General features: G+C 58.1%; 17 protein-coding genes and 2 pseudogenes. 12 read left to right on the top strand and 7 right to left on the bottom strand.

The window, feature by feature from the left end:
- Positions 1-25: 25 nt before the first annotated feature.
- The 3 genes and pseudogenes from acpP to JFT87_RS11260 form a co-directional block, all read right to left on the bottom strand.
- Positions 26-262, bottom strand: a complete 237-nt coding sequence (acpP, locus tag JFT87_RS11270) for an acyl carrier protein (RefSeq protein ID WP_201201290.1) — start codon at positions 260-262, stop codon at positions 26-28.
- A gap of 105 nt (positions 263-367) precedes the next feature.
- A complete protein-coding gene (locus JFT87_RS11265; RefSeq protein WP_201201288.1) occupies positions 368-619 on the bottom strand; it encodes a hypothetical protein in 252 nt (83 codons plus the stop codon).
- Between the two features lie 379 nt (positions 620-998).
- Positions 999-1,412, bottom strand: a pseudogene (locus JFT87_RS11260) (DUF2599 domain-containing protein); the annotation flags it as partial.
- Between the two features lie 264 nt (positions 1,413-1,676).
- Here JFT87_RS11260 and JFT87_RS11255 point away from each other — a divergent pair.
- Genes JFT87_RS11255 through JFT87_RS11240 form a run of 4 tightly spaced genes read left to right on the top strand, consistent with a single transcriptional unit; the run spans position 1,677 to position 4,120 of the window.
- Positions 1,677-1,979, top strand: a complete 303-nt coding sequence (locus JFT87_RS11255; RefSeq protein ID WP_201201286.1) for a BufA1 family periplasmic bufferin-type metallophore — start codon at positions 1,677-1,679, stop codon at positions 1,977-1,979.
- A 25-nt stretch (positions 1,980-2,004) separates the two neighbouring features.
- Positions 2,005-2,892: an MNIO family bufferin maturase gene (gene bufB, locus JFT87_RS11250; protein WP_201201284.1), complete on the top strand. Its 888-nt coding sequence runs from the start codon at positions 2,005-2,007 to the stop codon at positions 2,890-2,892.
- On the top strand, positions 2,889-3,647 hold the full coding sequence (locus tag JFT87_RS11245) for an HvfC/BufC N-terminal domain-containing protein (RefSeq protein WP_201201282.1): 759 nt from the start codon (positions 2,889-2,891) through the stop codon (positions 3,645-3,647). The genes bufB and JFT87_RS11245 overlap by 4 nt, the downstream gene beginning before the upstream one ends.
- The gene (locus JFT87_RS11240; protein ID WP_201201280.1) at positions 3,644-4,120 is read left to right on the top strand and encodes a DoxX family protein; all 477 of its coding nucleotides are present in this window, start codon (positions 3,644-3,646) and stop codon (positions 4,118-4,120) included. Before JFT87_RS11245 ends, JFT87_RS11240 begins: the two co-directional genes overlap by 4 nt.
- Before the next feature lie 110 nt (positions 4,121-4,230).
- Here JFT87_RS11240 and JFT87_RS11235 read toward each other — a convergent pair whose 3' ends face one another.
- Positions 4,231-5,145 (bottom strand): LysR family transcriptional regulator, encoded by a 915-nt coding sequence (locus JFT87_RS11235; protein ID WP_201201279.1) that lies wholly within the window; start codon positions 5,143-5,145, stop codon positions 4,231-4,233.
- 105 nt (positions 5,146-5,250) lie between these two features.
- Here JFT87_RS11235 and JFT87_RS11230 point away from each other — a divergent pair, with 105 nt between their 5' ends.
- The 3 genes from JFT87_RS11230 to JFT87_RS11220 all read left to right on the top strand — a co-directional run bounded on the left by JFT87_RS11230 (position 5,251) and on the right by JFT87_RS11220 (position 8,346).
- A complete protein-coding gene (locus JFT87_RS11230) occupies positions 5,251-5,850 on the top strand; it encodes a short chain dehydrogenase (protein WP_201201277.1) in 600 nt (199 codons plus the stop codon).
- Between the two features lie 134 nt (positions 5,851-5,984).
- Positions 5,985-6,638 carry a COG3650 family protein gene (locus JFT87_RS11225; RefSeq protein ID WP_201201275.1) on the top strand — a complete coding sequence of 218 codons (654 nt, stop codon included), beginning with the start codon at positions 5,985-5,987 and terminating at the stop codon, positions 6,636-6,638.
- 94 nt (positions 6,639-6,732) lie between these two features.
- Entirely contained in the window at positions 6,733-8,346 is a 1,614-nt protein-coding gene (locus JFT87_RS11220) for an NAD(P)/FAD-dependent oxidoreductase (protein ID WP_201201273.1), read from the top strand.
- 114 nt (positions 8,347-8,460) lie between these two features.
- On the opposite strand, the gene JFT87_RS11215 is transcribed toward JFT87_RS11220, so the two are convergent.
- Positions 8,461-9,555, bottom strand: a complete 1,095-nt coding sequence (locus tag JFT87_RS11215; protein WP_201201271.1) for a PLP-dependent cysteine synthase family protein — start codon at positions 9,553-9,555, stop codon at positions 8,461-8,463.
- A gap of 250 nt (positions 9,556-9,805) precedes the next feature.
- Between JFT87_RS11215 and nhaA the strand changes: the two genes are divergently transcribed.
- From nhaA to JFT87_RS11195, 4 genes and pseudogenes are all read left to right on the top strand, one after another.
- Positions 9,806-10,993: a Na+/H+ antiporter NhaA gene (gene nhaA, locus JFT87_RS11210; protein WP_201201269.1), complete on the top strand. Its 1,188-nt coding sequence runs from the start codon at positions 9,806-9,808 to the stop codon at positions 10,991-10,993.
- A gap of 120 nt (positions 10,994-11,113) precedes the next feature.
- Positions 11,114-11,605 (top strand): annotated as a pseudogene (locus JFT87_RS11205) (toxin); the annotation flags it as partial.
- Complete coding sequence (locus tag JFT87_RS28820; RefSeq protein ID WP_446739730.1) at positions 11,554-11,700, top strand: colicin E3-like toxin immunity protein; 147 nt, start codon at positions 11,554-11,556, stop codon at positions 11,698-11,700. The pseudogene JFT87_RS11205 and the gene JFT87_RS28820, both read left to right, overlap by 52 nt.
- A 25-nt stretch (positions 11,701-11,725) precedes the next feature.
- Positions 11,726-11,977 (top strand): pyocin S6 family toxin immunity protein, encoded by a 252-nt coding sequence (locus tag JFT87_RS11195; protein WP_201201267.1) that lies wholly within the window; start codon positions 11,726-11,728, stop codon positions 11,975-11,977.
- Positions 11,978-12,052: 75 nt separating this feature from the next.
- Here JFT87_RS11195 and JFT87_RS11190 read toward each other — a convergent pair whose 3' ends face one another.
- The gene (locus JFT87_RS11190) at positions 12,053-12,517 is read right to left on the bottom strand and encodes a glycine zipper 2TM domain-containing protein (RefSeq protein WP_201195394.1); all 465 of its coding nucleotides are present in this window, start codon (positions 12,515-12,517) and stop codon (positions 12,053-12,055) included.
- Positions 12,518-12,683: 166 nt separating this feature from the next.
- On the opposite strand from JFT87_RS11190, the gene JFT87_RS11185 reads away from it, so the two are divergent.
- Entirely contained in the window at positions 12,684-12,920 is a 237-nt protein-coding gene (locus JFT87_RS11185) for a hypothetical protein (RefSeq protein WP_201201266.1), read from the top strand.
- 5 nt (positions 12,921-12,925) lie between these two features.
- Here the strand turns inward: JFT87_RS11185 and pdxH are convergent, their stop codons facing one another.
- Positions 12,926-13,573: a pyridoxamine 5'-phosphate oxidase gene (pdxH, locus tag JFT87_RS11180; protein ID WP_201201265.1), complete on the bottom strand. Its 648-nt coding sequence runs from the start codon at positions 13,571-13,573 to the stop codon at positions 12,926-12,928.
- Positions 13,574-13,591: the final 18 nt, after the last annotated feature.

The following is a 13,591-nucleotide window of genomic DNA, read 5'->3' as shown; positions in this document are numbered from 1 at the left end:
CGAATATTTCTCCACATCCAAATTATTACCTGACGTTTGCATTAACATAGTTCAAAGCCTGCTCAACAGTTGTGATTCTTTCGGCTTCTTCATCTGAAATTTCCATTTGAAACTCATCCTCCAACGCCATGATCAATTCAACCGTATCCAACGAATCAGCTCCTAAATCGTCTACAAAAGAGGCTGACCGTCTAACTTCACCTTTAAGCAAACCCAGTTGTTGTGAAATAACTACTATTACTCGATCTTCTACAATACTCATTTGACACTCCTGATTTCTGATAAGTCCTTGAGTATTCCGCGTCAACAAAAAGTCATAATGTGCTTTTGCTGCGGAATAAAGATTAATTAGGCATGACCAACATCATCATTTGTCAATCTTTGAACGCAGCGTCTCCTTTGGAGACAAAAGCCCCAAAATCTGCATAAGATTATTCATCGCGCGAAGAACTCCAACATCTTCGAGCGTTGCCTTCTTATTTAAAATGCGGCGTATACAAAAATACAGCTGCATTTCTCCTAGAGCAGTGCCATCATGAACCATATCTTCATCAATTATGATTTTCGCTTTTTCATTGATCTTTACTTCCAGATAACCTTCCAGCTCAGCCCTGTTCATAAATAATCTCCTGATTAATGTATCAACAAGCCTTGAATATATCTGACGCAAAAAACATCAACCACTGTCAGAAATGACAGTTTTTTATATTTAAAGGCGATAAACAACTGACACATATTCTATATATACATGACGCACTATTACTCGTTCACCACTAGTTGATTCCCCAGACGAAAAAAACGGCCTTCCGGCCGTTTTTTTGTGCCTGCCACAATCCTTGAATTCTCCAACATCCCTTGTAGGAGTGAGCCTGCTCGCGACAGCAGTCATTCAACATCACGGGGTTAAACGACGCCATCGCGAGCAGGCGAACGCCTGCAGTGGACGCTCATTACGGATTGCAGTGCTACGCTACCGCCGTGGCCTGATCGACGTAAGGCCCTTGCTCCTTGACTGGCAGGTTCAACGCTGCCGCATCGGTTGGGGTTCGCAGGATCAGACCAGCCGGATGAATGAGAATTTTGGTACTCAGATCCTTGCGAATCCACGAGTAGGAGGTCGCACCGATCTTGACCGCGTAGGGGCTGTAATCCCAGGGGTTGAACGGCCCGTCGTTGACCATGCGCAAGGTCACCCCGCTGCAATAGTAGAGACCGCGCGGGGCACCGGTGTCCGGCTCCTGGCACTCTTGCTTGAGGGTGTTGTAGTTGTAATTGATGCGCTTGAGCGTGTCCTGCGGATCAAGCAACGGCTGCGCGGCCAACGCACTGCACAGCAACGGCAGCGCGCACGCCAGGGCCCAAGTTGAAGTCCTGCGCGATAGCACGCGTGAGTCTGAGCGCTCCGTTTTCATAAGATACCGTCCTGGTAAATCGGCCTGTGAAAGTGGCCATTGAAATGACTATAGAACACTCCCCCTGTAGGAGCTGCGGCACGCTGCGATCCTTTGATCTTGTTTTTAAGATCAAAGATCGCAGCGTGCCGCAGCTCCTACAGGGGGCGATGTTTTTTCAAAAAAGTTTTCAGGAGGCTGTAACGCATCGCCATGACCGTTCTCTAGTGGGGTAAGCAAGCGCACTTCGCTTGTAAAAACCCTAGCTCAACTCGGAGAAACATCATGACTGCTACCACTCGCACCCTGTCCGCCACCGCCCTGGTTCTGGCCCTCGGCTCTGCTCTGAGTATGGCCGCCGTATCGACCGTCCACGCCGCTGACGACATGGAGAAATGCTTCGGCGTGGCGATGAAAGGTCATAACGATTGCGCCGCAGGTGCAGGCACCACCTGTGCCGGCACCGCGAAAATGGACTACCAGGCCAACGCCTGGAAACTCGTTCCGAAAGGCACCTGCGCCACCACTGAAAGCAAGACCTCGCCGACCGGTTTCGGCCAGATGGAAGCCTTCAAAGCCAAGTCCTGATCCACGGCCTGCCTGAGTGACGATCATGTTTACAGTCAACGAACCTGCCCTTTCCGACACTCAGGCAGCCCACTCCGGGCTCCCTGCCCGCGCCGGGCTGGGGCTCAAGACCGGGCACTTCAGGGAAGTGCTCGGTTCACAACCGGACCTTGGTTTTTTCGAAGTCCACGCCGAAAACTACATGGTGGCCGGCGGTCCGTTTCATCATTTTCTGGGATTGATTCGCGAACAGTACCCGCTGTCGCTGCACGGTGTCGGGCTGTCCATCGGCGCTGAAGGGCCACTGGATGTTCAACATCTCAAGCGTCTCGGTGCACTGATCGAACGCTATCAACCGCACTCCTTTTCCGAACACCTGGCCTGGTCCAGCCATGGCCCGGTGTTCCTCAATGATTTGCTGCCACTGGCCTATGACACGCCGACGCTGAACCGCGTCTGCGAGCACATAGACCAAGTGCAGAACAGCATCGGGCGCCCCATGCTGCTGGAAAATCCGGCGACGTATCTGGCCTTTCAACGCTCGACCATTGACGAAGCTGACTTCATTGCCGACGTCATCGGCCGTAGCGGCTGCGGCCTGCTGCTGGACGTCAATAACGTCTACGTATCGTGCATCAACCATCAACGCGACCCATTGGCCTACCTCGATGCCTTGCCATTGCACGCGGTTGGCGAGATTCATCTGGCTGGGTTTGCAGAAGATCGCGACAGTCTCGGCGACCGTTTGCTGATCGACGATCATGGTGCGCCGATCGATCTGGCTGTATGGAATCTGTACCGCCAAGTGCTGGAGCGCACAGGCCCGGCAGCAACGCTGATCGAACGCGACAACAGTTTGCCGGCGTTCAGCGTCTTGCTCGCCGAGGCCCGGCAGGCTGATGACTTGCTGATGCAAGCCAGGGGTCGATCATGAGCACTCAAGCGACCTTCGCGGCGGCACTGCTCGATGTGCGATCGCCTTGCCCCGAAGGCCTGTGCAGCGCCAACGGTGCCGATCCCGAGAGCCGTTTCGCGGTGTATCGCAACAACGTGCAAAGTTCGCTGATCAACGCTCTGGGTGACAGTTATCCGGTGGTTGCGCAACTGGTGGGCGAGGAGTTCTTCCGCGCCATGGCGGCCGTTTTCATCCAGGCTCAGCCACCCCACAGTCCGTTGATGAGCCTTTATGGCGAAGATTTTGCGGATTTCATCGAAAGCTTTGAACCGGCATTCAGCGTGCTCTATCTGGCCGATGTCGCACGTCTTGAACACCTGCGTACTGTCGCCTACCACGCCGCCGATGCCAGCCCGATAAGTCCGGAAGAAATCACCGCCGCACTGTCTGCACCCGACTCTTTGAGCAAACTGCGTTTCGGGCTGCACCCGTCGTTACGCCTGCTCGACTCAAGCCATGCCGTTGTCGCGATCTGGGCAGCGCATCAACACGACGCAACACTTGAGGGCATCAACCTCCACCAAGAGCAGTACGCCCTGGTCTTGCGCAACTGTCTGGACGTCGAGGTGTTTGCCCTCGAACACGGCGCCAGCCTGTTTATCCGTCAATTACTTGATGGCCAGCCACTGCTGGCAGCGGCGCAAAACAGCCCGCCGTTCGACCTAAGTCAAACCCTGGCCCTATTGATTGCACACAACGCCATCACTCATCTGAACGACAAGGAATCGCCATGAACACGCTGGTCCCCCGCGCCATCGCGCTGCTGGAGAAAATCCCCCACAGTCTGATCGCGCTCATTGCGCGTTTTTCGATTGCGGCAGTGTTCTGGAAATCCGGGCAGACCAAGGTCGAGGGTCTGGCCATCGACCTGATTGACGGGACGTTTCAACTCGGCTGGCCGCGTCTGGCGGATTCAACGATTCCACTGTTCAAGAGCGAATACCACGTGCCACTGCTGTCGCCGGAAATCGCCGCGCACATGGCTGCGTTTGCCGAGCACTTTTTCCCGGTCCTGATCCTGATCGGATTCGCCACAAGGTTTTCAGCCCTGGCGCTGCTGGGGATGACGCTGACCATTCAGCTGTTTGTCTATCCAGACGCCTATCCGACCCATGGCACGTGGGCAGCGGTGTTGCTGTTCCTGATGGCTCGCGGCCCCGGCAGGCTGTCGATAGATCACTTGGTCGCACACCGTTTCGCCAAATAAGCAAATCCCCTGTGGGAGCGAGCCTGCTCGCGAAACGGTTTCACATTCACATCATGTGTTGACTGAATCAATGCATTCGCGAGCAGGCTCGCTCCCACAGGAAAATGACGTCAGCGCTGAAGTCGGTCGAGGGCCTCACCACTGCGCTTGAACCAACCAATCAAATAATCCGCCAACACTTGGGTGCGCTTCGGCAAACCGCCCTGATACGGATGCACCAGGTACATCGGCATACGCCGAGTCTGATAATCACGCAGGAGCCAGCGCAATCGTCCGTCAGCCAATTCCGCTTGCAGCAGGTACGACGGCAACCGCGCGATACCGGCGCCGGCCAACGCCGCTTTCTTCAGCAGGCTGTAATGATTGCTGGCGAACGGTCCCGAGACACGAACTCGCAACAACTCGTGTTGCTGGTGATACAGCCATTCTTCGCGGCCGCTGTAATGGCTGTTGAGTAAACAACGGTGTTCGGCGAGGGATTGAGGCGTCAGCGGTTCGCCGTATTGCTCTAGGTAGGCCGGGCTGGCGCAGGTCATTTCGTGCCAAGCCAATAGCGGCCGGGCCACCAGGCGCTCGTCATTGTTCACCTCGGAGCGAACCGCCAGATCAAAACCGTCGCGGGACAAATCACGGTAGTTGTTGCTCAGGTCGAGTTCGATCTGCACCTCGGGGTACTTGCTGGAGAACTCCAGCAGCAAGCCATCGAAGAAGGTTTCCCCCAACGACACCGGAACTGTCATACGCACCGGTCCGGCCATGTCGTCCTTCAACCGCGCCAATGCCTGACGCGCTCGCTCCACTTGGACTACCAGCGCCTGGGCTTGCGGCAGCAGCGCCGCACCTGCTGCCGTCAAACTCAGGCGGCGAGTGGTGCGTTGCAGCAGGACCACGGAAAACCGCGACTCCAGCAGGCTGATGCGTTTGGAGAGTTGGCCCTTGCTGCAACCCAATTGCTGGGCCGCCAGGGTAAAACTCCCGGCTTCGATCAGCACCGCGAACGCCGCCAGGTCATCCATTTCGCTCATGGATTGTTTCCATTTGAAAACCAAAGGTTGCCTATTAGCACGCTTATCAACGGGAAAATCCACTCTAGACTTAGGCCTCGTTCAACCACTTCGAGGAACAGCACGATGAAGATTCTTTTGATAGGCGCAGGCGGCACCATCGGTTCGGCGGTCGACAAAGAGTTGTCGCAACGTCACGAAGTCATCCGCATCGGCCGCAACAGCGGTGATTTGCATGTGGATATCAGCGACAGCGCCTCGATCCGCGCCCTGTTCGAAAAGACCGGAAAGTTCGATGCGCTGGTCTGCGCCGCCGGTAACGTGACCTTCGCCCCGCTGGACGAAATGACCGCTGACAGCTTTGCCCTGGGCCTGAAAGACAAGTTAATGGGCCAGGTCAACCTGCTGCTGATTGGCCGCGAATTCGCCAATGATGGCGCCTCGTTCACCTTCACCACCGGCGTGCTCAGCCACGACCCGATTCGCAGCGGCGCCTCGGCAGCGTTGGTCAACGGTGCGCTGGACAGCTTCGTCCGTGCGGCCGCCATCGAATTGCCTCGTGGCCTGCGCGTGAACTCGATCAGCCCGACCGTGCTGCTCGAAGCCATGGGCAGCTACGCGCCGTACTTCCGCGGCTACAAGCCGGTTCCGGCAGTGGATGTGGCATTGGCCTACGCCAAAAGTGTGGAAGGCTTGCAGACTGGTCAGACATTCCACGTCGGTTAAGATCAAGAGATCGCAGCCTGCGGCAGCGCCTACACGGGGAAATGCGTTTCCATGTAGGCGCTGCCGCAGGCTGCGATCTTTGCATTTGACTGACAGGCTGCGTAACGTGGCGGCACTTGTCTGGAGAACCAAAGATGCGTGTTGCCCGTTCCCTCGTCCTCGTTGCCCTGCTTCCATTGTTCGCCGCGTGCCAGTTGTTTGATGGTCCACGGCAAAGCGCCTCTCACGTCGGGCAAACCCGTATGCAGGGTCAGTTGACGGCGGCCGACGGCAAACTGGTGTTTCAGCCATGCAATGAATCGCGCAGCTTTGTGGTCAACGACACCGGTGGCACCAGCATCCTGCAAGAAGCCGCGACCCTGGCCGATGATCAGGGCAAGCTGTTCGCCGATGTGCGTGGCCGGATCGATGGCAGCCGTCTCGACCTGGAGCAGCTGTACCGCGTCGAGCGCTCGGGCACAGCGTGCGACGATCCCAACTTCAAACTGCTGATACTGCGGGCCGCCGGTCACGGACCAGAGTGGAACGTCAAAGTCAGCGGCAAAGGCATGGTTATCGACCGCGCCGGCGAACCTCCATTGGCGGTGCCGTATGTTGAGGAGCAACTGGGCGATGGTCGTTTCAACCTCAGCAGCGAAGCCAACGGCAAGCACATTGAACTGTGGGTTGCGCCCAAACGCTGCGTCGACAGCAGCACCGGCAGTGTCCAGCACATGAGTTCTGAACTGCGGATCGACGGCCAGGTGCAGCGCGGCTGCGGGTATTTCGGCGGCTCGCGCAACGACTGATCGTTTTTGCCTCACGAGACCGGCGTTTGGGGCTTATAATCGCCGCCTTCAAACGCCTTGGCGCAGTTGTGCGCCCCGCGAACCGGATCCTGTCATGTTACGAATCACCGAACTCAAGCTGCCGATCGACCATCCCGAAGAAGACCTGCGCCCTGCCATCGTGCAGCGCCTGGGCATCGCCAGTGATGACCTGCTCGATTTCACCTTGTTCAAGCGCAGCTACGATGCGCGCAAAAAATCCTCCGAACTGTGCTTCATCTACACCATCGACCTCACCGCCAAGGATGAGGCGGCGCTGCTGCACAAGTTCGCCGATGACCGTAACGTCAACGTGGCGCCGGATGTCAGTTACAAAGTGGTCGGCCAGGCACCGGCCGATCTTGCGCAACGCCCGATCGTCGTCGGTTTTGGCCCGTGCGGGATCTTCGCCGGGCTGCTGCTGGCGCAGATGGGCTTCAAGCCGATCATCCTCGAGCGCGGCACCGAAGTGCGTCAGCGCACCAAGGACACGTGGGGCCTGTGGCGTAAAGGCGTGCTCGACCCTGAATCCAACGTGCAGTTTGGTGAAGGTGGCGCTGGGACGTTCTCCGACGGCAAGCTCTACAGCCAGATCAAGGACCCGAAGTTCATCGGTCGCAAAGTCCTGCATGAATTCGTAAAAGCCGGCGCGCCGGAAGAAATCCTCTACGTCAGCAAACCGCATATCGGTACGTTCCGTCTGACCGGCGTGGTGGAAAACATGCGCGAGCAGATCCGCGCATTGGGCGGCGAAGTACGCTTCCAGCAGCGGGTCACCGATGTATTGATCGAGGACGGCCAACTGGTCGGCGTCGAGCTCAATGGCGGTGAGCAGATCCATTCGAAACACGTGATTCTGGCCCTCGGCCACAGTGCCCGCGACACCTTCCGCATGCTCCACGGCCGTGGCGTGTTCATGGAAGCCAAGCCGTTCTCGGTGGGTTTCCGCATCGAGCATCCACAGTCGCTGATCGACCGCGCGCGCCTGGGAAAATACGCCGGCCACCCGAAACTCGGCGCTGCCGACTACAAACTGGTGCACCACGCCAAGAACGGTCGTTCGGTCTACAGCTTCTGCATGTGCCCGGGAGGCACCGTGGTAGCGGCGACGTCCGAGCCGGGTCGCGTAGTCACCAACGGCATGAGCCAATACTCGCGTAACGAGCGCAACGCCAACTCCGGGATCGTCGTCGGGATCACCCCGGAAGTCGATTACCCGGGCGGCCCGCTGGCCGGCATCGAGCTACAGGAACGCCTGGAATCCCACGCCTTTGTGCTCGGTGGCAGCAACTACGAAGCCCCGGCGCAACTGGTCGGGGACTTCATTGCCGGCAAACCGTCCACCGAGGTGGGCAGCGTCGAACCGTCCTACAAACCAGGCGTTGCCTTCGGTGATCTGGCCTTGGCCTTGCCGGCGTTTGCCATCGAAGCCATTCGTGAAGCATTGCCAGCGTTCGAGAAGCAGATTCGCGGATATTCACTGCACGACGCGGTGTTGACCGGTATCGAGACGCGCACTTCGTCGCCGTTGCGGATTACCCGCAACGAGTCGATGCAGAGCTTGAACATCAAAGGCTTGTTCCCGGCCGGTGAAGGCGCGGGTTATGCGGGCGGGATTTTGTCGGCGGGTGTTGACGGGATTCGGATTGCCGAAGCCGTGGCTCGCGACATCCTCGGCCTTACTGACTGACTGGCGCCACCCCCTGTAGGAGCAAGGCTTGCCCGCGAAGGCGACAGATCAGCCAGCTTAATGTTGAATCTGAATCCGTCTCCGCGGGCAAGCCTTGCTCCTACAAGGGCTGTGTCAGATATTGGCGCGCAGCACGCTGGCCGGCAGCGGCTCGCCGCGCTCGACACTCGCCGCCACCGCATCGATCAAGCCACTCAGTTCATACCCTTGGCCCTTGAGCCAATCCTGATCGTAATAGGTGGTGGCGTAGCGTTCGCCGCCGTCGCACAGAATCGCCACGATCGACCCCGACTCCCCCGCCGCAACCATCTGCTGGGCCGCCATCAAGGCGCCGATCAGGTTGGTCCCGCTCGACCCGCCCACTCGCCGGCCCAAGCGCTGCGCCAGGTAATGCATGGCTGCCAGGGACAGCGCGTCCGGCACCTTGACCATCGCATCGATCACTTTGGGCAGGAACGACGCTTCCACCCGTGGCCGACCAATCCCTTCAATCCGCGAACCGCAGTCCAGGCGCAGACTGGCGTCGCCGGTCAGGTAGTAATCAAAGAACACCGAGCGCTCGGCATCGGCGCACAGGACTCGAGTGCAATGCTGACGATAACGCACGTAACGGCCCAGGGTTGCAGTGGTGCCGCCGGTGCCAGGGCTGGAAATCAGCCAGCTCGGCTCCGGGTGCTGCTCGAAGCGCATCTGCTGAAAAATCGATTCGGCGATGTTGTTGTTCGCCCGCCAGTCGGTCGCACGTTCGGCGTAGGTGAACTGGTCAATGAAGTGGCCATCGTTTTCGCGCGCCAGGCGCTCGGATTCGGCGTAGATCTGAGTCGGATCGTCCACCAGATGGCTCTTGCCGCCGTAAAAAGCAATCTGCGCGATCTTCTCTTTGGAGGTGGTCGCCGGCATCACCGCAATAAACGGCAAACCGAGCAAACGAGCGAAATACGCCTCGGAAATCGCCGTCGAACCGCTGGACGCCTCGATCACCGGCGCGCCGGGCTTGAGCCAGCCGTTACACAGCGCATAGAGGAACAGCGAACGGGCCAGCCGATGTTTCAGGCTGCCGGTGGGGTGGCTGGACTCATCCTTGAAGTACAACTCGATGCCCGGCAAGCCCGGCAGCGGCAAGGGGATCAGGTGGGTGTCGGCGCTGCGCTGGAAGTCAGCTTCGATGATCCGGATGGCTTCGCGGGCCCACTGTCGATTGTCGCTCATGGTGGTGATCTCGTTGAATCAGGCAAGAGTCGGCCTTGTTTCAAGGCTCAGCCCACAAGCTTAGGAAAATTCCTGCATCACGCACAGATACAGCTGAGGTCCAATACGCCGGACAACTGCTAGGCTCAGGATCGTGCCCACCGCTTGCGCTGTAACGACATATAACAAAAAAGAATATAACTTTTGTTTTAACAACTAACGGTACGGGTTAGGGTGTGCCACCTTTTGAATTTATCGATGGAGAGCGACCTTGCCTCTGCGTAGCACTTTCACGCGTTTCTTTCAGTTGGAAGCTGCCAGCGGTCTGTTACTGATCGCCGCTGCAGCCCTGGCTTTAATCATCAACAACTCGTCGCTGTCGTGGCTCTATAACGGCCTGCTGGACACCCCCGTGGTGGCCCAGATCGGCGCGCTGAAAATCGCCAAGCCTTTGCTGCTGTGGATCAATGACGGCCTGATGGCGATGTTCTTCCTGCTGATCGGCCTGGAAGTGAAGCGCGAAGTCCTCGACGGCCAACTGTCGAAACCGTCGCAGATCGTTCTGCCCGGCGCGGCGGCGATTGGCGGCATGGTCGTGCCAGCATTGGTCTACTGGTTCCTCAACCGCGACGACCCGGTGGCGTTGGGTGGCTGGGCGATTCCGATGGCTACTGACATTGCCTTCGCCCTTGGCGTACTCGCCCTGCTGGGCAAGCGCGTGCCGGTGTCGCTGAAGTTGTTCCTCATGACCCTGGCGATCATTGACGACCTGGGTGCGATCATCGTCATCGCGATCTTCTATTCCGGCACGCTGTCGACCCTGTCCCTGGCACTGGCCGGCGCCTGTATCGTCGCGCTGATCGCGATGAACCGGCTCGGCGTGGTCAAGCTCGGGCCGTACATGCTCATTGGTCTGATCCTGTGGGTCTGCGTGCTCAAGAGTGGTGTCCACGCGACACTGGCCGGCGTAACCCTGGCCTTCTGCATTCCACTGCGCACCAAAAACGCCGAGCCTTCACCGTTGATGACGCTGGAGCACGCCCTGCATCCGTGGGTGGCCTACGGCATTCTGCCGCTGTTTGCCTTTGCCAATGCCGGCCTGTCCCTCAGTGGCGTGACCGTGGAAAGCTTCACCCACCATGTACCGATGGGCATCGCCGCCGGCCTGCTGCTGGGCAAGACCGTCGGCGTGTTCGGCCTGACCTGGCTGTCGGTGAAAATCGGCATCGCCTCCCTGCCCCAAGGCGCCAACTGGGGCCAGGTGTTGGGTGTGGCGATCCTCTGCGGGATTGGTTTCACCATGAGCCTGTTTGTCGGTTCCCTGGCGTTTGTGCCGGGCGCCAGTGAATACGCTGGGATGGACCGGATGGGGATTCTGACCGGTTCGATTCTGGCTGCGTTGATCGGTTATGCGGTGACGGCGGCGGCGAGTCGAAAGAGTGCCGCGCTGCAATCCTGAGAAACAGAGAATACTCCTCAGGACATTGAAGACTCGTCCTACAGCCACGGTTAGCCACGTTCGTTAACGTCGTGCAGTCCCTTTAAGGGGGCTGCCGATGGACGAATGAAAGGATAATCAGTGGCTGGCAACAAGGACATTCCCCGGGTTAAAAATTCACCGTCGGGTGACGGCCATCACGTCACCCATCGCTTCATGACTGCCGCCGAGCTGGCCGCGCGGGACGCCAGGCAAAGCGCCTACGACGCCATGCTTGCCAGGCAAGACGCCTTCGAACGCAGTCTTACGGTCGTCTCGTCAAAGGACGAAACCGTTCGGGCCGGCTGCGTCTTCGCCAAATCCTGCAACTTGCCGGACGCGATCATCGATTATTCCAACCCTTCGGGAATGGTGCCGACCGACAGCCTCAAGGATTACGGGGAAGTCGCCTGGCTCGGTGCTCGCGAAGCCGATGAACGCGGCGCAGTGCATCTCTAGAAAATCGGTGCAACGGCCATCCCTCCAGGATTTGGCAGTTTTGCGTTGGCGGGTTCGGCTTTCGAAGCGCTGCCCGCAATTGTATCCACCGCAGTGATTACGCCATTGGTGGGTCTGGTAATGGGAGCTTCAATGTTACCGAAAAGTGGGTTGCTATCATTCAGCCGAACTTTCAACATCAAATCACCCTGAGTACCAACGACTATCAAATTTCGTTTGACTACAGCTAATAGCGAAAAAAGGCTGATTAACCGTATGCGCTACCTTTCGATCACCGGATTTTTTCCTGATGAAGTTCAGGACGACTCCTTGCAATTCGAGCGGTACATCACCGGTAACGAGATGAATGAGAAAGTCGCACAACTCATTGAGTCCAAACCTGTGAGTGAACTGGAGCCTGGCGAGTTGTTATTGAGCACGGATCAAATAGCTGCTCTGGAATCTCTTCTCAACGAGAGCTTCCCGAAAGGCTTGGATTACTTCATGGGAACCTGTTTCGATTACTGACTCAACGAGCTGAAAGCAAAAAACAAACCCCGACCAGTCACCTGATCGGGGTTTCGTCTTGTTACTCGCTCCCGCTTAGTGCGAAACGCGGCTAGTCCCACCAACCGTGGAGATGCGCACGCGCTCACCCACACGGAACACTTCGTTTGGCTGAACTTCCTGGACGTAGGCACGCATGCTGCCGTCGTCTTCACGAACGGTGATTTCCACACCTTGGGTGCGGGTCAGGCCTTCTTCAGCAGCCGAACCGACCAGACCGCCAGCAACGGCACCGATTACCGCTGCCACGATGCTGCCGCGACCGCCACCGATGGCGCTGCCGCCAACACCACCGACCACGGCACCGGCTACGCCGCCGATTGGGGTCTTGGTGCCTTCAATTTTCACTGGGCGCAGGGATTCGATGGTACCCATACGAATCGTCTGCACGCGACGCGCTTCGTCACGGGAGTAGGAGTCACCGGTCAGGCTCGATTGGCAGCCGGTGAGCAACATCGCCATCGTGGAAAAGGAAGCAACCAGCAGAACAGACTTACGCATAGCATCAACTCCAAAGGACAGGTATTCATTAAACTCCGCAGCTTGACGCCTGTCACGGCATCGCCCGGATAAAATTGTTTTCATTCAGGCCCGGTACAGGCGCCTCTGAACTGACAACACAGTAGCGTCAAATGACTAAAACTGCGCCGTTGAGCCAAGGATTTTCATGGATTATTTCATCATTGTGGTCACGACGCTGGCCGGTTTGTACTTCCACGGGTGGCTGTACATACGGATCAAACGCTGGATGGACCGCGATCTGGCGTTAGCCTTGGCCGGGAAGGACGAGCAGAAAAAAGCCTTCATGCTCCAGCAACTGGCGAACGCTCAAGCGCAGAGAATCAAGCGTCGAGACCTGCCGCAGTGGCTTGAAGCCGCTGCAGCAGGCTATCCCGGTCGATAGAGTGCTTAGGGTGCCAGACGTTCAAGAATCCAGTCAGCGCCCTGTAAGCGGTAGTTGAGGCGATCGTGCAGGCGGCTCGGACGGCCTTGCCAGAACTCGATGCGCTCGGGTAGCAAACGATAACCGCCCCAATGTTCCGGGCAGTCAGGTTGAGTGTCGCTGAAACGCTGCTCGGTAGCCTTGAGCAAGTCTTCCAACTCGCCACGACCGGCGATCACGCGGCTCTGGGGCGAAGCCCAGGCACCGAGGCGGCTGCCCAGTGGCCGAACCTGATAGTAGGCGTCGGACTCTTGCGGCGTAACCTTCACCACGCGGCCCTCTATGCGCACCTGACGCTCCAGGGTCGGCCAGAAAAACGTCATGGCGGCGAACGGGTTCGCCGCCAACTGCTCGCCCTTGGCGCTTTCGTAGTTAGTGAAGAAGGTAAAGCCCTGAGCATCCAGGCCCTTGAGTAGCAAAATGCGGCAATGCGGTCGACCGTCCGGATCGACGGTGGCCAGGGTCATTGCATTGGCCTCGACCGGCACCTGCTCGGTTTTCACCGCATCGGCGAACCACTGATGGAACAGCGCGAACGGCTCGGCCGGGGCTTGCGCCTCGGTCAAGCCGTCGCGGGTGTAGTCGCGACGCATATCAGCCAGGGCCTGGGTCATGGCGCATTCCTTCTGGTT

Source organism: Pseudomonas sp. TH15 (genome assembly GCF_016651105.1).
Lineage (GTDB): Bacteria > Pseudomonadota > Gammaproteobacteria > Pseudomonadales > Pseudomonadaceae > Aquipseudomonas.
The sequence above is the reverse complement of the archived record's forward strand: the minus strand, read 5'-3'. Positions and strand labels throughout refer to the sequence as shown.